Below are 21,251 nucleotides of genomic sequence, written 5' to 3'. Positions count from 1 at the left end.
GTCCGCGCAGCGTAACTTGATCCGCCCTCCCCGGTCAGGACCGCGACACTGCGCGCCGCGTACGCGCCCTCGAACACCGGTGCGTTCCCCCGCTACCATCCCGGGCCATGAACGAAGACCTGCGCAACGTCGTGCTCGGCGTGCTGGCCACCGGAGTCAGCGGCTCGCTCGGCTGGCTGGCCCGCACCTATCTGTGGCGCCGCAAGCTCCGTCGGAAGCAGGCCTTCTTCGGGCTCCCCGGGGGGTCCGAGTGCCTGCTGGTGGTGAACCGCAAGGCCGGCAGCGACAAGGCGGTGCACGCCGTCGACGTGTCCGCGCTGCTCGAACTCTCCGCGCTGATCAAGGACTGCGGGGCGCGGCCCCGCATCGTCCAGCACGACACGGCCCGTCAGGGTCTGGGCGAGGTGGCGGAATTCTGCATCGGCGGGCCCTACTCGAACCGCCGCATGGCCGCGCATCTGTCGAATCTGCTGCCGGGGCTCACGGTGCGCGTGGAGTCGGAGCCGCTGGAGGACCGGGCCATGTTCACGCTCGGCACCGACACCTACCGCCCGGTGTGGGGCGTCACCGAGTACGTCGTCCTCGCCCGGCTGACGGGCGGCGAGGGAGGGCGGCCGGTGTTCCTGCTCTGCGGCCAGTCGGCGGTCACCAACCAGGCCGCGGCCCGGCACCTCGCCCGGAACCACCGCGCACTGGCGCGCAAGCACGGCGCCGACGGCTCGTTCGTGCTGCTGCTGAAGGTCGTCAACTCGGACGCCTACGGCCCCGATGTCGTCGAACTCGTCGCCGACATCACGCGCGAGGCCCGCACCGCTCCAGTCGCAGCGGCAGCGACTTGATCCCGTTGATGAAGTTGGAGACCAGCCGCCGGGGCGGTCCCGCGGGCGCGAGGCCGGGCAGGGCCGCGCGGGCCTCCTCGTAGAGCACGCGCAGCTGGAGCCGGGCGAAGTGCGCGCCGAGGCAGACGTGGGGGCCGTCGCCGAAGGAGACGTGCGGGTTCGGGGCGCGGCCGAGGTCGAGCCGGTGCGGGTCGGCGAAGACGCGCTCGTCGTAGTTGGCGGAGGCGTGGAAGACGACGACCTTCCGGCCGGCGGGGACCGGCACGCCCGCGAGGTCGGTGGCGCGGGTCGCGGTGCGGCGGAAGGACAGTACGGGCGGGTGCCAGCGCAGCAGTTCGTCCACGGCGGTGTCCGTGCCGACCTCGCCCTCCCACAGCCGCCGCTGCTGCTCGGGGTGTTCGGCCAGGGCGAGCAGGCCGCCGGGGGCGGCGCTGCGGACCGTGTCGTTGCCGGCGACGGTGAGGAGGAAGAAGAACATCTCCAACTCGGCGTCCTGCAGCGGCGAATGGGCGAGCACGGTCATGATGTCGTCGCCGGGGCGGTCCCGTTTGCGTGCGGCGAGCTGCTGCGCGTACGCGAACATCTCCGCGAGCATCGCGGGCGAGCGGGGGTTCACCGGCCGGCCCTCCGCGTCGAGGGCGGGTGGTTCGTCGGGGTCCTGGTAGGCGATGACGCGCTCGGTCCACTCCAGGAGCAGTCCGCGGTCGCTCGCCGGGACGCCCAGCAGGTCGGTGAGGTTGAGCAGGGCGTAGTCGTCGGTGACGGTCCGGACGAGGTCGGTCTCGGGGCCGGACTCGCGGGCGGCGGCGAGGAGTTCCTTGGCGCGGGCCCGTGCCGTCGCCTCGAAGCGCTCGATCCGGCCGGGCGTGAAGGCCCGGCTGACGAGCCGGCGCAGCCGGCCGTGGTGCGGCGGGTCCTGATTGAGCATCATGCGGCGGATGAACGGCAGGTCCGCCGGGTCGGGGTCGCGGATCTGGGTGGCTCCGAGGTGCGAGGAGTAGGCGGCGGCGTCCTTGAGGACGCGGACGACGTCGGCGTGTCGCGTCACGGCGAGGAACCCGGGCCCCGCGGGCCAGCCGAGCACCTCGTACTCCTCCTGCGGCGCGACGGGCCACCGGTCGCGCAGGGCGCGGAAGCGGTCGTGCGGGAGACCGGCGGCGTAGATCCGCGGGTCGAAGACGTCGGGCAGGGCCTCGCTCGTGTTCTCCACCGCCCCGCTCCGCCTCGGCGACAAGGGTGAAAGCACGTCCATCATGACAGGTCAGCGGCGTTTTTCGTAGGACGGAACGCACAGTTCGCGAGCCTTGTCCGGTGTACCCGCCGACTCCCAGAATCTCCGTCGTGCCCGACACGGAGATCGTCGTGCACGACACGGAGAACAGGGGGGACATGGGAGACATCGACCACGACACGGTGCTGCGGGCAAGGGTGTTCCTGCTGGGGTCCGGCCGCCTGGACCTGCTGGGCGTGCTCAACGCGTACCGCGTCCTGGCGGAGGCGAGCCCGAAGGCGTACCGGCCGAAGCTCGTCAGCCACTTGCTGGGCTTGAGGTTCAAGGACCGGAGGCCGCAGGCGGTTCTTCCGCTCGCCGCCGAGGCGGTGGAGGCCGCGCGGAGGATCGAGCCGGACGACCCGGCCCGGGAGCGGTTGCTGTACGAGGCCCTGAACATCTACCAGGAGGCTCTGCGCGGCCTCGGTCTCCGGGCGGAAGGACGTGTGGCCTGTGAGGAGTTGGCCGAGGTCGGCGGCTTCACGCAGCTCGCGGCCGTTCTCAGCGAGGAGGGCAGGTTCGCGGAGGCCGTGGAGCTCGACCGGAGGGCGGCCGGGGAGGCGGAGATCGAGGAACCCTTCTTCTGGCGCATGGTGGCGTGGGCGGCGGACCTGGAGGCGGCGGGGCTGCACGAGGAGGCCGTGGACGTCCTCGGGGAGCTGATGACCCGGCAGGACGCCCCGCCGGCCGTCCCCGTGTGGGTACGAGTGCAGCGCTCACGGCTGTGGGAGGCCGCCGGCCGAGGGGCGGAAGCCGCGACGGCCCGGAAGGAGGCCATGACGGAACTGGAAGCGCTGGCGAAGGCCGACGAACAGGAGAAGTTCTACGTCTGGGAGAGGTGGGCCTGCCTCTTCCTCATGTCGGTGCGGGCGGACGAACCCGCCCCCACCCCGCAGTCCCCGATGCCGCCGTTCGGCCGTCACCGGGGCTGGTCGGGCGAGGTGGAGCGGGCCTACGCCGAGGCGCTGCCGGGGCTCGAAGCGACGGCGGCCCGGCTGCGCGAGGCCGGTCGGCCTGCCGAACTGGTGGACCTGCACCGGAGGATCACCGCCCGCGTCGTGCGACGGGAGAGGCATCAGCACCGGACACCCGCCGCACTGCTCGGGCCGCACTTCGACGAGGGCGTCGAGCTGGCGCGCCGCCTGACCGACGACGCTCCGCGCCTGTCCCGCGCGCTGACGGACCGCGCCGCGTTCCTCGTCGCGGCGGGCGCCCACGCGGCGGCGCACGACGACCTCGCCGAGGCCGTCGCCCTGCTCGACGCGCGGTGAGCGTCGTTCCGCCAATCGTTACCCATGCGTAACTTACCGACCAGTTACCTCGGGTAAGTCCTGACGCTTACCGTCGGGTCACTTCACACTGCCCCCCACCCCAGTGAGGAGTGACCCGTGCGTCACACCGCCCTGTCCCTCGCCGTCTCGGCGGCGCTCGTCGCCGGGACGGCCCTCGGGCTCGCGCCCGCCGCCCACGCGGACTCCGCCGGATCCGTGCGCTTCGTCGACATCGCCGGCGACGGCGGCACCGTGCTCAAGGCCAACGTCGTCACCCCGGCGGGCGCCGCCGCCGGCGCGCGCCATCCCGTGATCGTGCTGCCCACCAGCTGGGCCATGCCCCAGATCGAGTACCTGGCACAGGCCCAGAAGCTCGCCGACTCCGGTTACGTCGTGGTCAGTTACAACTCGCGCGGCTTCTGGCAGTCCGGCGGGGAGATCGAGACCGCCGGGCCGAAGGACGTCGCCGACGCCTCGCTGGTCATCGACTGGGCCCTCGCCCACACGCCCGCCGACCCCGACCGGGTCGGCATGGCCGGCGTCTCGTACGGGGCGGGCATCGGGCTGCTGACCGCCGCGCACGACAAGCGGGTGAAGGCCGTGGCCGCGCTCAGCGGCTGGGCGGACCTCATCGACTCCATCTACAGCGGCCGCACCCAGCACCTCCAGGCCGCCGGCCTCCTCGGCGGCGCCGGCTATCTCACCGGCCGTCCCGGCCCCGAACTCCAGCAGGTGCTCGAGGACTTCCTCTCGTCCAACCTGGACAAGGAGGACGAGATGATCGCCTGGGGGCGCAAGCGCTCCGCCGCCACGTACCTCGACGCGCTCAACGCCAACCGCCCCGCGATCATGCTCGGCAACGCCTGGGGCGACTCGATCTTCCCGCCCAACCAGTTCGCGAGCTTCTACGAGCGGCTGACCGGACCCAAGCGCCTGGAGTTCCGCCCGGGCGACCACGCCACCGCCGAGGCCACCGGACTGCTCGGGCTGCCGAACGACACGTGGACCAGCGCCCACCGCTGGTTCGACCGGTACCTCAAGGGCGTCGACAACGGCATCGACCGCGAGCAGCCCGTCCGGCTCAAGCCGCGCTCCGGCGCCCCGTACGAGGGCTACCCGGACTGGAAGTCCGTCCACGCGAACCAGCGGAAGTTCGCCCTCGGGGACTCCGAGCACCTGTGGGCCAACGTCGACTCGGGCGCCAACGGCGGCGTGGTGATGCTCTCCAGCCTGCTCGACCAGTTCTTCCAGGCCCCGCCCGTCGCCTCGATACCGCTCCTCCCCCGCTCGTTCGCGGCGGTGTGGCAGTCGGAGCGGTCCGACGCGCCGCAGCGGGTGCGCGGCACGGCACGGCTGCACACCACGGTCACCCCGACCAGGTCGAGCGGCACCTTCGTGGCGTACCTGTACGACGTGGGCCCGCTCGGCGTCGGCAAGCTCGTGACGCACGCCCCGTACACCTTCCACGGGAAGACTCCGGGCACGGCGTTCCCCGTCGACCTCGACCTGTTCTCCACGGCGTACGACGTGCCGGCCGGGCACCGGCTGGCGCTGGTCGTGGACACCGTCGACCCGCTCTACATCGAGCACAACCCGGCCGGCGCGCAGCTGACCTTCTCCTCCCCGCCGGCCGACCCCTCGTACGTGTCGGTCCCGCTGCGGAAGGAGTGATCACCGGCTGCGGCCGGACGGGTCGGGCTCCTCACTGAAGTACGTGGCTCGGACGTACCCGGCTCGTGCGAGCATGCGGAGGCTCCGTGGGCCCCCGGGGAACCACCCCGGGGGCCACGGGCGCCGTCTTCGTCCCCCTGTTCCGCGCGGAGGCGTGCTCCACGCTGTCGCGTCAGCGCAAACTTTCCACGGCACAACGGGACTTAAGGGACGACACGCATAAGAACGGCATAAGCCGTATTTACTGCAAAGGAGTGGCCCGTCGGCCCCGGCACGGGCTCAGCCCTCGGCGGCCTCCGCGTACATCTGCGAGAGCTCGGGCGAACCGGTCAGCGCCCAGTCCAGGCCCGCCTCCACCACGTTGATCTCCCGGCCCGAGGCGAGCCGCACCACCGGCCGGCCGCCGGGCCACACGCCCCAGGCCGCGCCCGGCACGCTGCGCACGAGCACCGTGCCGAGGTACAGGCCGGCGTCGTTGCCGATCCAGGGCAGCTCCTCCGGATCGTCGCGCCAGCGCGGCGGCAGCTGGTCGAGGAGTTCCAGGGAGCGCGGCGAGTCGTCGAGCACCACCCCGGCCTGCGCGACGCGGGCGCGCAGCAGCTCGCATTCGGCGAACAGTTCCGCCACCCCGTCGGGGTCGCGGGCGAACGCGGAGGCGAGCGAGTCGTCCCGCTCCTCTCCGTGCCGACGGCGCCAGGCGTCAAGGAAGGGGATCCGCATCACTCCAGAGTCGCACCCCGGGGCCGCGCGCACCACAGGGCGCGCGGGCCCCGGCGGGGCGGAGCGATCACGCCGGGCGGACGTCAAGGTCGACGACGACCGGGGCGTGGTCGGAGGCGCCCTTGCCCTTGCGCTCCTCGCGGTCGACGTAGCTGTCCTTCACCGCGTCCGCGAACGCCTTGTTGCCGTACACCAGGTCGATGCGCATGCCCCGGTTCTTGGGGAAGCAGAGCTGGCGGTAGTCCCAGTACGTGAACGGGTGCTCGTACTTGAGCGGGCGCGGGACCACGTCGCTCAGGCCCGCCTCGCGCAGTCCGGCGAGCGCGGCGCGCTCGGGCTCGGTGACGTGCGTGGCGCCCTCGAACAGGGAGATGTCCCAGACGTCGTCGTCGGTGGGGGCGATGTTGTAGTCGCCGAGCACCGCGAACGGGCGGTCGCCCGCGGCGTCCTCGGCGACCGCGGCCTTCAGCGCCTCCAGCCAGCGCAGCTTGTACGCGTAGTGCTCGTGCGCGACCTCGCGGCCGTTCGGCACGTACACCGACCAGACGCGGACCGGGCCGCAGGTGGCGGAGATCGCCCGCGGCTCCTGCAGGCCGTCGTACTCCGGCCCGCCGGGCAGGCCGGTGACGACGTCCTCCAGGCCGACCCGGGACAGCAGCGCGACGCCGTTCCACCGGCCGGTGGCGTTGACCACGGACTCGTAGCCCAGCTCGCGGAGCTGCTCGGCGGGGAACTGCTCGGCGGTGCACTTGGTCTCCTGGATGCACAGCACGTCCGTGCCGGAGCTCTCCAGCCAGGCGAGCAGCCGGGGCAGGCGGGCGGTGATCGAGTTGACGTTCCAGGTGGCGATGCGCATGAGCGCAAGCCTAACGGCGGGGTGTGACAACCGGCCGGGTGCGGCGGCCGCCACGCTCACGGCCCGGCGGTCCGCGAACCCACGGCCCGGCGGTCCGCGCGGTCACGGTCGCCGGTCGCCGCGCTCACAGCTCGACGGACTGCCCGGGGGTGAGGCGGTCGTGCGCGGCGCCGCCGAGGCCGCCGATCTGCCGGTCGTAGATCGGCCGGGCGAGGTCGCTCAGCAGGGCGTCGTGCACGTCGTACGCCCGCCGCGGCTTGAGTTCCCGCACGTAGTCGATCACCTCGGAGATCTTGCTCCAGGGCGCCATCACCGGCAGCAGCAGCGTGTCCACCGGCTGCCCGGGGACGGTCAGCGCGTCGCCGGGGTGGAAGACCGCCCCGTCGACGAGGTAGCCGACGTTGGTGATCCGCGGGATGTCCGGGTGGATCACCGCGTGCAGCTCGCCGTGCACCTGCACGTCGAAGCCGGCCGCACGGAACGTGTCGCCGTCGCCGACGGTGTGCACGCGGCCGGGGAAGGCGGCGGAGAGCCGTTCGGCGACGCTGCGCAGCGTCCAGATCTCCGCCGCCGGGTTGGCCTCCAGGCCCGCCCGCAGCCGGCCCTCGTCGAAGTGGTCCGGGTGCTCGTGGGTGACGAGCAGGACGTCCGCGCCGAGGGCGGAGTCCTCCTCGCTGAAGCCGCCCGGGTCGATGACGAGCGTCCGCCCGTCCTTCTCCAGACGGACGCAGGCGTGCGACATCTTCGTCAGCTTCACGGGACTCCACCTCACGACGACGCGGCCTCGGGCCAAGATCGCTCCCAGCCTACGCCCGGGGCGTGGTCTCCTCCCGGACGACCTCCTGCACCACGCGCAGCGCCGCGTTGGCGGCGGGCAGCCCGCAGTACACCGCGGCGTGGATGAGGATCTCCTTGAGCTCGTCGGGCGTCAGGCCGTTGCGCAGCGCGGCCCGGGTGTGTCCGGTGAGCTCGTCGAGGTGGCCGCCGGCGATCAGGGCGGTGAGGGTGATCGCGCTGCGGGTGCGGCGGTCCAGGCCCTCGCGGGACCACACCTCGCCCCAGGCGTAGCGGGTCACCAGGTCCTGGAAGTCGGCGGCGAAGGCGGCGCCTTCGTCGAGGACCCGGTCGACGTGCGCGTCGCCGAGCACCTCGCGGCGCAGCTTGAGCCCGGTGTCGTACGGGTCCGGGCGCACCGGGCCGGCGGTCTCGGCGGCCGGGCCCTCGGCCGCCGCGGCGTCGCCGGGGGCGGCCGGCGCCGGGACGGCGACCACGGCGACGGGGGCGACGGGGGCGACGGGCAGGGCGGTGAGGGTGTCGAAGGCCGTGCCGGTGAAGTGCTGCACCAGCAGGTCGGTGACCGCGGCGGGCTGTTCGACGGGCGCGAGGTGGGAGGCGCCGGGCACGACGGCGAGCCGGGCGTCGGCGATCCCGGCGACCAGGGTGCGGGCCTCGGCGGGTCCGGTGACCTGGTCCTCGGAGCCGACGAGGACGAGCGCGGGGACGGCGATGCTGCCGAGCGCCTCGCGGACGTCGAAGGCGGCGAGGGCCTCGCAGGCGGCGATGTAGCAGGCGGTGTCGGTGGTGCGGACCATCTGCACGGACCATTCGACGATGGCCGGCTGGGCTCCGGCGAAGCCGGGCGTGAACCACTGCTCGGGCGCGGAGCGGGCCATCGGCTCGAGGCCGTGGGTGCGCACGATCACGCCGCGCTGGCGGAACTCGTCCGCGGTGCCGAACCGGGGCGAGGCGGAGACGAGCGCCAGCGAGGCGACCCGGTGCGGGGCGCGCAGCGCGAGGTCGAGGCCGATCGCGCCGCCGATGGAGCAGCCCACGTAGCCGAAGCGCTGGATGCCCAGCTCGTCGAGGGTGGCGAGCAGCCGGTCGCCGAGTTCGGCGACCGAGGAGGCGGGGACGGCGGGCGCGCCGCCGTGGCCGGGCAGGTCGAAGCGGACGATCCGCCACTGGGCGGCGAGTTCGGGGACCTGACGGTCCCACATGTGCCAGGTGGTGCCCAGGGAGGGCCCCATGATCAGGACTGGTGCGTCGTCCGGCCCGTCGACGCGGTATTGCAGGGTGTTCGTCGGTGTCTCACTCACGCCCTGCACGCTCTCACATCCGCCCCGCGACCGGGAGCGACGCCCGGGTCGCGGTGGGGCTCCGTGCTCGGCGGCCCGGACGTCGCGGGTCACTTCCTGGGATTCGGATCCCGGAAGCGGCCGAACGCCTTCGTGAAGAGGGCCAGGGGCGAGGCGTCCCCCCTGGCGGGCTCAGGGACGGTCGGCCGGGGCGTGCCGTCGCCGCCGGTCGCCTCGGCGAGCGCGGCCAGCGCCGACTCCGCGGCCTCCCGGTACAGGTCGCAGGATCTCGTCATGGCTTCGAGCGCCGTGGCGTACTGGGTGACCATGGCCTGCGCGTGGACCAGTTCCTCGTCCCGCGTGAGCAGGTGCCAGCCTCGGCGCAAGCGCGCCAGGGCCTGCTCGGCGCCGTCCGGCATCGGCTGCGGCAGGGAGGCGAACTCCACGATCTTCCCGAGGAGTTCGGTCGGCTCCGTGCCGTCGAGGAACACGTTGGTCACCGTGAAACGGTCCGCGTCGGCCGGAGCGGGCGGCACCGTGGGCAGGACGACGGCACCGCCGCGCGGCAGCCCCACGCCCAGCTCCCGCTTCAGCGCGAAGTCGGCGACCTGCACCTGCTCCGGTGCGGCCCGGTGCTCGACCACCCGGTGCCGCAGGCTCGGCGGCAGGAACGCCGTGACCGGCTGCCGCCCCCGCGCGTCCGGCGTCATCGCCTCGTGGACCACGACATGGACGAGCCAGCTCTCCCGGGCGCAGTCCCGCAGCCGGCGGCGCAACTCGCCGTCGTCCTTGGGCAGGTGATTCGTCGTCCGCAGCCGCACACCCGGCACCGTCTCGTGGTCCCAGGCGATCCGGTCGCTGTCCGGCCAGAACATGGTGGCGGGCGAGGGCCAGCGCGCGTCCCACGCGCGCTCCGCCTCGGCGGCGAGGACCCAGGTGACGCCCTCGCCCGCCTTGCGGCGGGACTCCGGGTCGTACGTGGTGAGCTGGGCGCGCACCGTGACGTCGTCGGCCACGCGCCAGCGGGCCTCGAAGAGGCGGCGGGCGGACGGGCCGGGGTCGGCGGCCTCGTCCCGGGGGTACAGGGCGGTGGAGCGGGCCGCCTCGACGGGGTCGAGTTCCAGGAAGTCGTCGAGCACCCCGGCCGCCTTGAGGGCGATCAGGTTGCGCCGCAGGTCCTGCTCGGGCTCGGGACCGAGGTGGCGTCCGCGTACGAGCCACGCGGTGTCGGGGACGGTGGTCGGTGCAGTGCTGTTCTTGGCCATGGAATCGTTCTGTGAGTGAGCGAGGCCCGACCAGTATGGTCTCCGAACCCGGCGGACGTCAGGGGGCGGTGGTGGAGACCACGTACACGCGGGGCGCCGCCGGGTCCGTCAGGTCGATGGTGATGTCCTGGTCGGGCCGGGGGTCGGGGCGCTCCACGTAGGTGCTGGTCCAGTCGTGGTCCTCGACGAAGCGCCAGCCGGCGATGCCCGCGTCGCGGTCGGTGATGCCGACCTCGCCGTCGCGCAGGTCGGAGCGGCTGGAGCCGACCTTCAGCAGGAACTCGTCGAGCCGGCCGGCGGTGGTGGTGAACTGCACGTAGAGCCGGCTGGACTTCCAGTTGCTGGTCTCGTAGTAGGCGACGTCCTTGGCGCCGCGCGGGATCGGGACCTCGAAGATGCGGCGCTTCATCTGGGAGGGCCAGCTGTCCCGCAGCCCCTGCGAGGAGGACTCGCGCTCCTTGTCGCGGCCGCTGCTGCGGCTCTGCTCCGCGGCGATCACCAGGTAGCCGGCGGGGACGCCGATGAGCAGCACGATGACGAGCGCGGTGAGGAAGCGCCGGCGCAGCATGTGCCCGCGGGTCTCCGGGGGCCGGGGCTTCTCCTCGCGGGGCGTGGACGGGGGCGGGACGGTGACGGTCATGCGGGGGGTTCCTGGGAGGTGCGGGACGGGCGGCCGTTGCCGCCGGTGCGGAGGGCCTGGGCGTAGCGCTCGTACCGTTCGTGCCGCTCGACGCGGCGGCGGTTGGCGCGCCGGAAGCGGCGGGCGACGAGCCGGGCGAGGTCGGCGGCTCCGACCATACCGGCCTCGGGGCCGAGCTGGGCCTTGGCGATCCGGGCCTCGGGGCGGTAGCCGCGGCCGGTGAGGTGGCGGCGGAAGGCGTCCCGGGCGGGGCCGATGAGCAGGTCGTCGGCGGCGCTGACGCCGCCGCCGATGACGAAGCAGGACGGGTCGAGGGCGGCGGCGAGGTTGGCGATGCCGACGCCGAGCCACTGGCCGATGTCCTGGAGCAGTTCGACGCACATGGCGTCGCCCTCGCGGGCGAGCTCGGTGATCAGCGGGCCGGTGATGTCCGGGACGTTGCCCTTGACCCGCTCGATGAGGCCGTGGGCGACCGGGGAGTCCGCGGCGGCCAGCTCGCGGGCCTCGCGGACCAGCGCGTTGCCGGAGCTGTACTGCTCCCAGCAGCCGCGGTTGCCGCAGGGGCAGCGGTGTCCGCCGGGCACGACCTGCATGTGGCCGAACTCTCCGGCGACGCCGTACTTGCCGCGCTTGACCCGGCCGTCCTCCAGGATCGCGCCGCCGATGCCGGTGCCGAGCGTGATCATGACGAGGTGGTCCTCGCCGCGGCCGGCTCCGAAGCGCCATTCGGCCCAGGCGGCGGTGTTGGCGTCGTTGTCGACCATGACGGGCACGGCGAGCCGGTCCTGCAGGGCGTCCCGCAGGGGCTCGTTCCGCCAGGCCAGGTGGGGGGCGAAGAGCACCCGGGCGCGGTCGGCGTCGACCCAGCCGGCCGCGCCGATGCCGACGGCGTGCACGTCGTGCCGGTCGGAGAGGTCGAGGACGAGCTCGGTGATGGTGTCCTCGACGACCTTGGCGCTCTTGGACTTGTCGGGCGTCTCGGTCTTGATCTTCTCGAGGATGTTGCCGTCCGCGTCGACGACTCCGGCCATCACCTTCGTGCCGCCGATGTCGATGCCGACGGTGGGTACGCGGGGTGCGCTGAGGTGCGAGCGCCGCTCACGGGTGCCGACGGTCCTCAGCACGCCGGCTCGTGCGGCGCCGCCGGGAGCGGGTTCGCGGTACGTACTCATCGGTTCGATTCTGCCAGGTGCGGTGTCAAGGGCTCATGAGGACGCGGAGCGCTCCAGTTCGTGGCGGAGGTCGTCCAGCTCGCTGCCGCCGGCCATCTGCCGGGTCAGCTCGTCGAGGGTGACGGAGTCGCGGGTGTGGCTCGCGACCATGGCGCCCCGCTTGAGCAGGACGAACCGGTCGCCGACGAGGTGGGCGTGGTGCGGGTTGTGCGTGATGAGGACCACGCCGAGGCCGGCGTCGCGGGCGGCGGCCACGTACTTCAGGACGACGCCGGACTGCTTGACGCCGAGGGCGGCGGTCGGTTCGTCGAGGACGAGGACCTTGGCGCCGAAGTACACGGCGCGGGCGATGGCGACGCACTGCCGTTCGCCGCCGGACAGGGTGCCGATGGGCTGGTCGACGTCGCGCAGGTCGATGCCCATGCGCAGCAGCTCGGCGCGGGTGGTGGAGCGCATCCGCTCGACGTCGAGCCGCTTGAAGGGGCCCTTGCCCACCGTGGGCTCGGAGCCGAGGAAGAAGTTGCGCCAGACCGGCATGAGGGGGACGACGGCGAGGTCCTGGTAGACGGTGGCGATGCCGCGGTCGAGGGCCTCGCGCGGGGTGGCGAGAGACACGTCCTCGCCCTCGATCCGGAAGGCGCCGGCATCGTGCCGGTGGAGGCCCGCGACGATCTTGATGAGGGTGGACTTGCCGGCGCCGTTGTCGCCGAGGACGCAGGAGACCTCGCCCGCGTGCACCCGCAGGGAGACGCCTTCGAGGGCGCGGATGTTGCCGTAGTACTTGCTGACCCCGTCGAGCTCGACGAGCGGGGCGGTGGTGGTCGCGTCGGCGGTCGTCACTTCGTGGCCTCCACCCTCTTGCGGATCCAGGCGTTCAGGAGGGTCGCGAGCAGCAGCATCGCGCCGAGGAAGAACTTGAACCAGTCGGGGTTCCATTCGGCGTAGACGATGCCCTTGCTGGTCATGCCGAAGATGAGCGCGCCGACGGCCGAGCCGATCGCGGAGCCGTACCCGCCGGTGATCAGGCAGCCGCCGATGACGGCGGCGATGATGTAGATCAGCTCGTTGCCGACGCCCTCGCCGGACTGCACGACGTCGAACGAGAACAGCAGGTGCTGGCCGGAGATCCAGGCGCAGAACGCGACGCCGAGGTACAGGCCGGTCTTGGTCCGGCGGACGGGGACGCCGACCGCGCGGGCGGCGTCCGCGCCGCCGCCGACCGCGAAGATCCAGTTGCCGAAGCGGGTGCGCAGCAGGATCCAGGTGGCGAGGGCGACCAGGCCGAACCACCACAGGACGGTGACCTTGAGGTCCACGCCGCCGACGGTGAACGTGGAGGCGAACAGGGCCCTGGCGGAGGGGAAGCCCTCCATGTCGGCGATGGTCTTGGTGGAGACGGTGCCGCTGATGAGCTTGGTGAGGCCGAGGTTCAGCCCGGTCAGCATCAGGAAGGTGCCGAGCGTGATGATGAAGCTGGGCAGCCCGGTCCGGGTCAGCATGAAGCCGTTGAAGGCGCCGACCGCGAGGGTGACCAGCAGGGAGACGCCGACGCCGACCCAGACGTTGGCGGTCATCTGGTAGCTGACCATCGAGGAGACCAGGGCGGAGCTGGTCACCAGGACGCCGGCGGACAGGTCGAACTCGCCGCCGATCATCAGCAGCGCGACGGGCACGGCCATGATCCCGAGGGTGGAGGCCGCGTAGAGCACCGTGCCGAGGCCGGCGGGGCGCAGGAAGCCGTCGGCGAGCAGGGCGAAGAAGACGAAGACGGCGAGCGCGCCGACCAGCGAGCCGAGCTCGGGCCGGGCGAGCAGCTTCTTCAGCGGCGACGTGCGCAGCAGCCGCTCGTCGACGTGGTCGAGGTCGTCGGCGGGGGCGGTGGTGCTCATCGGGTGCCCCGCTCGGTGTAGTCGAGGAGGGCCGCGGCGTCGTCCCGGGTGACGATCTGGGGGCCGGTGAGGACGGGCTTGCCGCCGCCGAGGACGTCGGCGTTGTAGCGGTACAGCCAGAGCAGGTCGACGGCCTCGTAGCCCTGGAGGTAGGGCTGCTGGTCGACGGCGAAGCCGAGGGTGCCGGACCGCAGGCCGGTGGCGACCTTGGGGTTGAGGTCGAAGGTGTCGATCTCGGCCTTGCTGCCGGCGGTCCTCTTCGCCTGGACGGCGGCGTCGGCGAAGGGCGCGCCGAGGGTGACGACGGCGTCGAGCGCCGGGTCGGCCTGGAGCTTGGCCTCGATGGACGCCTGGACGTCGGGCATGTTGGTGCCGTCGACGTACAGGTTCTGCAGCTGGCCGCCGAAGGTCTTCTTCACTCCGGCGCAGCGCTGCTCGTGGCCGACGTTGCCCTGTTCGTGCAGGACGCACAGGGCCTTCTTCCGGCCGCGCCGGTCCAGTTCCTCGCCGACGGCCTCGCCGGCGACGGTCTCGTCCTGGCCGATGTGGCTGAGCGCGCCGTACGCCTTGGAGACCTCGGAGCCCGAGTTCACGGTGATCACGGGGATGCCGGCCTTGACGGCCCGCTCGACGGAGGCCTTCATGGCGTCGGGCTTGGCGAGGGTGACGATCAGTCCGTCGACCTTCTTGGCGACGTACGAGTCGACCAGCTGGGCCTGCTCCTTGCCCTCGTCGCTGTGGGCGTAGAGGAAGGTGATGTTGTCCTTGACCGCGGCCTGCTTGGCGCCGCTCTGGACGATGTCCCAGAAGGTGTCGCCGTCGCCGGAGTGGGTGACCATGGCGAAGGTCCAGCGGGGGGTGTCGACGGCGGCCCTGCCCTGGGCGGCGGCCTTGCGGGCGTCCTCGGCGCGTTTGCCGCCGGTGCTGCTGCAGGCCGTCAGTCCGGCCGCGAGCAGCGCGGCCGCCAGCACGGCGCCGACGGCGCGCGCTCCGGTCCGACCTGTCCTCGCCCCTGTCCGAGCCTTGGTCACGACGCGCGCCCTCCTGCTGTTCCACTGTCCTGCTTGTCCTGCTGTGTGCACTGCAGTATCGGTCATGCCGTTCCGGTTCTACGACTTTGACCAGGACCCGTCAATGAGGTTGTCAGAACATTCTGACCGGCTCCGCCGTGCCGTACGCCCGTCCTGCCGCTGTCCTACGGCCGCACCAGGAGCTGGAAGTCGAAGGAGTAGCGCGAGGCCCGGTAGACGTGCGCGCCGAACTCCACGGCCCGGCCCGTGTCGTCGTAGGTGGTGCGCTCCATGGTGAGCAGCGGCGCGCCCGGCCGCTCACCGAGCAGCTCCGCCTCGGCCTCCGTGGCGGCGCGCGCGCCGACGGTCTGCCGCGCGCTGTGCAGGGTGATGCCCGCGCCGCGCAGCAGCCGGTACAGGCCGGTGGCCCGCAGGACCTCGCCGTCCAGGTCGAGCAGACCGGCCGGCAGATGGTTGCGCAGCCGGGCCATCGGCTCGTCGTGGGCGCACCGCAGCCGCTCGACGTACCGCACGTCGCTGCCCTCGGGCACGCCCAGCGCGGCGGCGACCCGGGCGGAGGCGGGCTCGATCCGGTTGGCCAGGACGAGCGTGGCGGGGCGCTGGCCGGCCGCCTCCAGGTCGTCGTAGAGGCTGGTCAGCTCCAGGGGGCGCCTGACCTGGCTGTGCACCACCTGGGTGCCGACGCCGCGCCGGCGGACCAGCAGCCCCTTGTCGACCAGGCACTGGATGGCCTGGCGGACAGTGGGCCGGGAGAGGCCGAGCCGGGCCGCGAGCTCGATCTCGTTGCCGAGCAGACTGCCGGGCGTCAGCACGCCGGTCTCGATCGCCGCCTCCAGCTGCTGGGAGAGCTGGAAGTACAGGGGCACGGGGCTCGTCCGGTCCACCGCGAGGCGGAGCGGCTGCGGACCCGGCGCGGGCTGCTGCGTGGACACGGCAGGAGCGTAGTGCGCGGACATCATGACGGGAAGTCGTGAAGTCCGATTGTCCGGACAAACTCTTGACAGCCGGGTCGGGCGCCCGCACCTTGGGGCCATGCGCATCGGACTGATCGGGACGGGACGGATCGGAGCCTTCCACGCGGGTGTGCTGGCCCGGCACCCCGAGGTCGAGTCGCTGGTGGTGGCGGACGCGCTGCCCGTCCGGGCCGCCGAGGTCGCGGGCGCGCTGGGCGCGCAGGCCGCGCCGGACGTCGGGGCGCTGTTCGACCACGCCCTGGACGCGGCGGTCGTCGCCTCCGCCACCGCCTCGCACGCCGAGCTGATCGTCCGCGCCGCCGCGGCGGGGCTGCCGGTGTTCTGCGAGAAGCCGATCGCGCTGGACCTGCCCGGCACGCTGGCCGCGCTGCGCGCCGCGGAGGAGGCCGGCGTGGAGCTCCAGCTCGGGTTCATGCGCCGCTTCGACACGGGCTACCGCGCCGCCCGCGAGGCGGTGCGCTCCGGCCGGCTGGGCCGGCTGCACACCGTACGGGCGGTCACCTCCGACCCGGCGCCGCCGCCCGCCGCGTACCTTCCGCTGTCCGGCGGGCTGTACCGGGACTGCCTGGTGCACGACTTCGACATCCTGCGCTGGGTGACCGGCCGCGAGGTCGTCGAGGTGTACGCGACCGGCTCCGACGCCGGCCCCGCGATGTTCCGCGAGGCCGGCGACGTCAGCGCCGCGGCCGCCGTGCTGACCCTCGACGACGGCACCCTCGCCACCGCGACCGCCGGCCGCTGCAACGGCGCCGGGTACGACGTCCGGATGGAGCTGGCCGGCGAGCGGGACCAGATCGCCGTGGGCCTGGACGCGCGCACTCCGCTGAGCTCGGTCGAGCCGGAGGGCCCGCCGCCCGCCGAGAAACCCTGGTCCGGCTTCCTGGAGCGGTTCGCCCCCGCGTACGAGGCCGAACTGGACGCCTTCGTCCGGCTGGTGCGCGGCGAGGCGCCGAACCCCTGCGACGGCCGCGAGGCCCTCCAGGCGCTGCGGATCGCCGAGGCATGCGAGCGCTCACGGCGCGAGCGCCGGCCGGTGGCGCTGACGGAGGTGGCGGTCTAGGGGGTGTCCGACAGCGCAGCACCGCCGGGCGTCACCACCGGACCGGCAGGCGGCGGACGCCGCGGATCAGGACGCCCGGCAGCCACTCCCACTCCCCCGGCTCCGCGTCCAGCGCGAGCCGCGGGAACCGGTCGAGCAGGCTCCGCAGCGCGATCCCGGCCTCCAGGCGGGCCAGCGGCGCGCCCAGGCAGTAGTGGATGCCGTGTCCGAAGGCGAGGTGCCCGCGCGGGTCGCGGCGCACGTCGAAACGGTCCGGGTCGGCAAAGCGCTCCGGGTCGCGGTCGCCGGAGGCCAGAGAGACGAGGACCGGCTCGTACGCGGGGATCTCCGTGCCCCCGAGCGTCAGCGCCTCCCGGCTGAACCGGTACGTCGCCGTCTCCACCGGCCCGTCCCAGCGCAGCGTCTCCTCGACCACCCCGTCGAGCAGCGCCGGTTCGGCGCGGAAGGCGGCCAGCTGCTCGGGGTGGGTGAGCAGCGCCCGGACCGCGGTGGCGATGAGGTTGACGGTCGTCTCGTGCCCGGCGATCAGCAACAGGTAGGCGAGGCCGCGCAGTTCGGGCAGGGTGAGCCGGTCGCCGTCCTCGGCGCGGGCGGCGACCAGGGCCGAGAGCAGGTCGTCGGCGGGCCCCGACGCCCGCTTGGCCTCGATGAGTTCGTCGAGGTAGGAGGCGAGGCCGTGGACGGCCTCCGCCTCGGCTCCGGCGCCGCTCGGGGTGACGACCTCGTTGGACCAGCGGCGGAAGGTGTCGCGGTCCTCGGGCGGGATGCCCAGGAGTTCGCAGATGACGATGATCGGCAGCGGGAAGGCGAGGGCGTCGACGAGGTCGGCGCGGCCCGCGGGCGCCATGGCGTCGAGGAGTTCGTCGGTGAGCCGCTGGACGCGCGGGCGCAGCGCTTCGACGCGCCGCCCGGTGAACTCCCCCGCGACGAGCTTGCGCAGCCGGGTGTGGTCCGGCGGGTCGACCACCAGCAGGTTGGGGCCGATGACCTCCTCGTCGAGCATGGTCAGGCCCAGCACGGAGGGCGACTTGGACAGCCGCGGGTCGTTGAGCGCGGCCCGCGCCTCCTCGTGGCCGACGACCAGCCAGACCTCGGCCCCGTCGGGCAGCCGTACCCGGTGCACCGGGCCGGCCGCGCGCAGCTTCGCGTAGTACGGATACGGGTTCGCGGTGAAGTCCGCGCCGTGTTCCCCCAGATCGATGACGGACATCCGCCCAGCCTAGATCCCGTCCTCCTGCTCCGACAGGCCGGCGTCGTGCACCAACAGGGCGATCTGGACACGGTTGTCGAGGCCCAGTTTGGCGAGGATGCGCGAGACGTGGGTCTTCACGGTCGGCAGGCTCATGTAGAGGGCGGCGGCGATCTCGGCGTTGGAGGCGCCGCGGCCCACCGCGAGGGCCACCTCCCGTTCCCGCTCGGCGAGTTCGGCCAGCCGTGCGGCGGCCGCGGCGCGGCGGTTCCGCTCCGGGTCCCCGGCCGGCCGCTGCGCGGCGACGTGGCTCATCAGCTGGCGGGTGACCGCCGGGGAGAGCACCGGGTCGCCGGCCGCGACGCGGCGCACGGCGGCGAGGATCTCGGCCGGCGGGGTGTCCTTGAGGACGAAGCCGGCCGCGCCGGCCCGCAGGGCGCGCAGCACCTGCTCGTCGGCGTGGAAGGTGGTGAGCACGACGACCTCGGGCCCGCCGGGCCGGGCGCGCAGCCGCTCGGTGGCGGTGAGCCCGTCGACGTGTGGCATCCGGATGTCCATGAGGACGACGTCGGGGACGAGCCGGTCGACGAGCGCGGGGACGTCCCGGCCGTCGGTCCCCTCGCCGACGATCTCGATGTCCTCGGCGCCGCCGAGCATGAGGGTGAGGCCCGCGCGGACCAGCGGGTCGTCGTCGACGATGAGCAGCCGGATGGTCATGCGGGCCACGGTAGCCAGGCGTGCAGGGCGAAGCCGCCGTCGGGGGCCGGGCCGTGCGTCATCCGGCCGCCGGCGAGCAGGGCGCGTTCGGTGAGCCCGATCAGTCCCTGCCCGGAGCCGGGGACGGGCGGGACGGGTCCGTCGGGCGGCGGGTTGGAGACGTCGACGGTGAGGCCCTCGCCGGGCCGGCCGCGGACGGTGACGGTGACCTCGGCGCCGGGGGCGTGCTTGCGCGCGTTGGTCAGGCCCTCCTGGGCGATGCGGTAGACGGTGCGCCCGGTGGCGACGGGCACGGCGGCGGAGTCGTCGAGCGCGCAGTCGAGGGCGACCTTCATCCCGGCCTGCCGGGACTCGTCGACCAGCGCGCCGAGGGTCTCCAGCGTCGGCTGCGGCCGATTCTCCTCCCCCGGCCGGTCGCCGGGGGCGCGCAGGACGCCGATGATCTCGCGGAGGTCCTGCAGGGCCTCGTGGGCGCTGTCCCGGATGACGCCGGCGGCGCGGGCGACCTGCTCGGGCGGGGCGTCGGGCCGGAACTCCAGGGCGCCGGCGTGGACGCTGAGCAGGGTGAGCCGGTGCGCCAGCACGTCGTGCATCTCGCGGGCGATCGCCTCCCGGGCCAGCCGCTGGGCCTGCTGGGCGCGGAGCTCCGCCTCGGCCTCGGCCCGCCGGGCCCGCTCGCGCAGCGCCTCGACGAGCCGGCGGCGGGAGCGCACGAGCATGCCCCAGGCGGTGACGAGGAGGATCAGGACGAAGCCGAGGACGATCGACATCCAGCGGCCGATCTCGGGGTCCGGCCGGACGAAGACCTGGACGACGGAGCCGGCGAACGCGACGGTGCCGATCCAGGCGACCTCGCGGAACGGCTTGCGGACGGCCACGCTGAACAGGCTCGCCAGCATGGCCCCGCCGGCCACCGGCGCGACGACGCTGACGAGCGACAGCGCCACGGCGAGCCCGACCGGCCAGCGCCGGCGCAGCCACAGGGCGCAGCAGGCCGCGGCCCCCGCGAGCTGGTCGGCGATCACCACGGCCCCGTCGTTGTACTGGGCGCTGGTCTCGGCGGCGAGCAGCCCGACGAAGGCGGCGAGCAGGAACAGGGTGGTGTCGACGACCCAGTCCCGCACGGTCCGCCGCGGCCGGCCCGCCCCCTCGGCCGGGGGCTCGGCCATGGCCGACGGCAGCAGCCAGGCGAGGCGGTCCGTACGTGTCATACGGTCCAACGTACGCAGGCGGGAGCCGTGCGGCCGGTCGGAGCCGCCGCGTCCGCCCGAAGCCGATACCAAAGTCGCGGCGGTCCGCTACTTCCGTCGCCCGCCGGTGGCCCCTCGGCCGACGCGGGGCCGGCCCGGCGCGGATCATGATCGCCGCATGAAGAAGTTTCTGGAGACGGCGGGCTTCCTGATCACGATCGTCGGCGTCTGCGGGGTGATCCGCGAGCTGACCGGCGGCTGGTTCCGGTTCATGGGCATCACCCGGCACCTCACGGAGCACATCTGGTTCCTGGAGGACCGGGCCCTCTTCGCGAACATCGTCCTCGCGGTCCTCGGCGTGGTCCTCATGATCGTCTCGGACCGAGTGGCGAAGAGGTGAGCGACGCCTGAGGCGTGAGGGACGCCTGAGGCGTGAGGGACGCTGAGGCTACGGGTGCTGCTCGGCCGCGCGGCGGCCCCAGGTGGTGCCGGTGAGGACGAGCACGGCGCCGAGGAGCCCGAGGACGCCGGGGCGGTCGCCCGCGAGGGCGATGCCCGCGGCCGCCGCCCACAGGGGCTCGGTGCCGAGCAGCAGGCTGACGCGGGACGGGGAGGTGCGGCGGACGGCCCACATCTGCACGAAGAACGCGAACAGCGTGCAGAAGACGGAGAGGAAGATCAGCCCGGCCCATTCGCGCGGCCCGAAGCCGAGGGCGACGCTCCAGGGCGAGGCGCCGGTGCCGGGGACGGCGGCGAGCAGGGCGAAGACCGCCACCGCGCCGCCGAGCTGGACGGTGGTCAGGGAGAGCGAGTCCGCGCTCCGTACCGCCTTGATCCGGGCCATCGCGAGCACGTGGACGGTACGGGCGACGGCGGCGAGCAGCATCAGCAGGTCGCCGAGGGAGGGGGCGGTGAAGCCGCCGCCCTGGGTCAGCAGCACCACGCCGGACACGGAGAGCCCGGCGGCGGCCAGGAAGGCACGGGGCGGCCTGGTGCGGGTGACGGCGGCCTCGGCGAGCGGGGTGAGGATCATCGTCAGACTGATGATCAGGCCGGCGTTGGTGGCGGAGGTGTGGACGACCCCGTACGTCTCCAGGAGGAAGATCCCGGCCAGGATCAGCCCGAGGACGGCCGCACCGCGCAGCTGCGCGGCGCTCAGCGCGCGCAGCCGGCGCCATCCGGCGGCGACCAGGACCGGCAGGACGACCGCGAAGCGCAGCACCAGCACGGCGACCACGGTGTGGGTGGTCGTGATGCCCTTGGCGGCCAGGTAGCTGGCGCCCCAGACCACGGCGACGAGCAGGACCGGGAGGTCGGTGAGCCAGGCGCGGCGGGGCGCGGACAGGGGGACGGGGGCGGCGATCGAGGACACGGGCGGCCTGCTCCAACTCGGAGATCGGGGTGGAGACTTCGGCGGCTCGC

General features: G+C 73.5%; 21 protein-coding genes. 5 read left to right on the top strand and 16 right to left on the bottom strand.

The features are described from left to right. Positions 1-107 precede the first annotated feature (107 nt). Positions 108-839, top strand: a complete 732-nt coding sequence (locus ACNJ93_RS26290; protein WP_418959919.1) for a hypothetical protein — start codon at positions 108-110, stop codon at positions 837-839. Here the strand turns inward: ACNJ93_RS26290 and ACNJ93_RS26285 are convergent. Then, entirely contained in the window at positions 793-2,049 is a 1,257-nt protein-coding gene (locus ACNJ93_RS26285) for a cytochrome P450 (RefSeq protein WP_418959918.1), read from the bottom strand. The genes ACNJ93_RS26290 and ACNJ93_RS26285 overlap by 47 nt on opposite strands. Positions 2,050-2,180: 131 nt before the next feature. Here ACNJ93_RS26285 and ACNJ93_RS26280 point away from each other — a divergent pair, with 131 nt between their 5' ends. After that, positions 2,181-3,380: a hypothetical protein gene (locus ACNJ93_RS26280; RefSeq protein WP_418959917.1), complete on the top strand. Its 1,200-nt coding sequence runs from the start codon at positions 2,181-2,183 to the stop codon at positions 3,378-3,380. A gap of 117 nt (positions 3,381-3,497) precedes the next feature. Further along, the gene (locus tag ACNJ93_RS26275; protein WP_418959916.1) at positions 3,498-5,051 is read left to right on the top strand and encodes an alpha/beta fold hydrolase; all 1,554 of its coding nucleotides are present in this window, start codon (positions 3,498-3,500) and stop codon (positions 5,049-5,051) included. A 279-nt stretch (positions 5,052-5,330) separates the two neighbouring features. Here the strand turns inward: ACNJ93_RS26275 and ACNJ93_RS26270 are convergent, their stop codons facing one another. The 11 genes from ACNJ93_RS26270 to ACNJ93_RS26220 form a co-directional block, all read right to left on the bottom strand. Further along, complete coding sequence (locus tag ACNJ93_RS26270) at positions 5,331-5,771, bottom strand: DUF6278 family protein (protein ID WP_418959915.1); 441 nt, start codon at positions 5,769-5,771, stop codon at positions 5,331-5,333. Positions 5,772-5,838: 67 nt separating this feature from the next. Further along, the gene (locus ACNJ93_RS26265; RefSeq protein WP_418959914.1) at positions 5,839-6,627 is read right to left on the bottom strand and encodes an exodeoxyribonuclease III; all 789 of its coding nucleotides are present in this window, start codon (positions 6,625-6,627) and stop codon (positions 5,839-5,841) included. Between the two features lie 124 nt (positions 6,628-6,751). Beyond that, positions 6,752-7,369 (bottom strand): MBL fold metallo-hydrolase, encoded by a 618-nt coding sequence (locus tag ACNJ93_RS26260; RefSeq protein WP_418961530.1) that lies wholly within the window; start codon positions 7,367-7,369, stop codon positions 6,752-6,754. A 64-nt stretch (positions 7,370-7,433) separates the two neighbouring features. Continuing rightward, positions 7,434-8,723: an alpha/beta fold hydrolase gene (locus ACNJ93_RS26255; protein ID WP_418959913.1), complete on the bottom strand. Its 1,290-nt coding sequence runs from the start codon at positions 8,721-8,723 to the stop codon at positions 7,434-7,436. Positions 8,724-8,812: 89 nt separating this feature from the next. Continuing rightward, on the bottom strand, positions 8,813-9,967 hold the full coding sequence (locus ACNJ93_RS26250; protein ID WP_418959912.1) for a hypothetical protein: 1,155 nt from the start codon (positions 9,965-9,967) through the stop codon (positions 8,813-8,815). Between the two features lie 58 nt (positions 9,968-10,025). After that, positions 10,026-10,607 (bottom strand): hypothetical protein, encoded by a 582-nt coding sequence (locus ACNJ93_RS26245; protein WP_418959911.1) that lies wholly within the window; start codon positions 10,605-10,607, stop codon positions 10,026-10,028. Next, positions 10,604-11,779, bottom strand: coding sequence for an ROK family glucokinase (locus ACNJ93_RS26240; protein ID WP_418959910.1), 1,176 nt, complete (start codon positions 11,777-11,779; stop codon positions 10,604-10,606). Before ACNJ93_RS26240 ends, ACNJ93_RS26245 begins: the two co-directional genes overlap by 4 nt. Before the next feature lie 33 nt (positions 11,780-11,812). After that, positions 11,813-12,619 carry an ATP-binding cassette domain-containing protein gene (locus ACNJ93_RS26235; protein WP_418959909.1) on the bottom strand — a complete coding sequence of 269 codons (807 nt, stop codon included), beginning with the start codon at positions 12,617-12,619 and terminating at the stop codon, positions 11,813-11,815. Next, positions 12,616-13,668, bottom strand: a complete 1,053-nt coding sequence (locus ACNJ93_RS26230; RefSeq protein ID WP_418959908.1) for an ABC transporter permease — start codon at positions 13,666-13,668, stop codon at positions 12,616-12,618. Before ACNJ93_RS26230 ends, ACNJ93_RS26235 begins: the two co-directional genes overlap by 4 nt. After that, positions 13,665-14,699, bottom strand: a complete 1,035-nt coding sequence (locus tag ACNJ93_RS26225; protein ID WP_418959907.1) for a sugar ABC transporter substrate-binding protein — start codon at positions 14,697-14,699, stop codon at positions 13,665-13,667. Before ACNJ93_RS26225 ends, ACNJ93_RS26230 begins: the two co-directional genes overlap by 4 nt. A 164-nt stretch (positions 14,700-14,863) precedes the next feature. Then, complete coding sequence (locus tag ACNJ93_RS26220) at positions 14,864-15,583, bottom strand: GntR family transcriptional regulator (protein WP_418961529.1); 720 nt, start codon at positions 15,581-15,583, stop codon at positions 14,864-14,866. A 148-nt stretch (positions 15,584-15,731) separates the two neighbouring features. On the opposite strand from ACNJ93_RS26220, the gene ACNJ93_RS26215 reads away from it, so the two are divergent. Beyond that, positions 15,732-16,733, top strand: coding sequence for a Gfo/Idh/MocA family oxidoreductase (locus ACNJ93_RS26215; protein WP_418959906.1), 1,002 nt, complete (start codon positions 15,732-15,734; stop codon positions 16,731-16,733). A gap of 31 nt (positions 16,734-16,764) precedes the next feature. Here ACNJ93_RS26215 and ACNJ93_RS26210 read toward each other — a convergent pair whose 3' ends face one another. From ACNJ93_RS26210 to ACNJ93_RS26200, 3 genes are read right to left on the bottom strand one after another with little or no spacing between them, the layout of a single operon-like run. After that, positions 16,765-17,943, bottom strand: a complete 1,179-nt coding sequence (locus ACNJ93_RS26210) for a cytochrome P450 family protein (protein WP_418959905.1) — start codon at positions 17,941-17,943, stop codon at positions 16,765-16,767. A 9-nt stretch (positions 17,944-17,952) separates the two neighbouring features. Next, positions 17,953-18,639 carry a response regulator gene (locus tag ACNJ93_RS26205; RefSeq protein WP_418959904.1) on the bottom strand — a complete coding sequence of 229 codons (687 nt, stop codon included), beginning with the start codon at positions 18,637-18,639 and terminating at the stop codon, positions 17,953-17,955. Beyond that, complete coding sequence (locus ACNJ93_RS26200) at positions 18,636-19,850, bottom strand: sensor histidine kinase (RefSeq protein WP_418959903.1); 1,215 nt, start codon at positions 19,848-19,850, stop codon at positions 18,636-18,638. The genes ACNJ93_RS26205 and ACNJ93_RS26200 overlap by 4 nt, the downstream gene beginning before the upstream one ends. A 157-nt stretch (positions 19,851-20,007) precedes the next feature. Here ACNJ93_RS26200 and ACNJ93_RS26195 point away from each other — a divergent pair, with 157 nt between their 5' ends. Beyond that, entirely contained in the window at positions 20,008-20,229 is a 222-nt protein-coding gene (locus tag ACNJ93_RS26195) for a hypothetical protein (protein WP_418959902.1), read from the top strand. A 48-nt stretch (positions 20,230-20,277) separates the two neighbouring features. On the opposite strand, the gene ACNJ93_RS26190 is transcribed toward ACNJ93_RS26195, so the two are convergent. After that, positions 20,278-21,201, bottom strand: coding sequence for a DMT family transporter (locus ACNJ93_RS26190; RefSeq protein WP_418959901.1), 924 nt, complete (start codon positions 21,199-21,201; stop codon positions 20,278-20,280). Positions 21,202-21,251 lie beyond the last annotated feature (50 nt).

This window comes from Streptomyces tritici (assembly GCF_048500665.1).
GTDB classification, from domain to species: Bacteria; Actinomycetota; Actinomycetes; order Streptomycetales; family Streptomycetaceae; genus Streptomyces; species Streptomyces tritici.
This window is presented reverse-complemented; position numbering and strand designations above follow the sequence as displayed.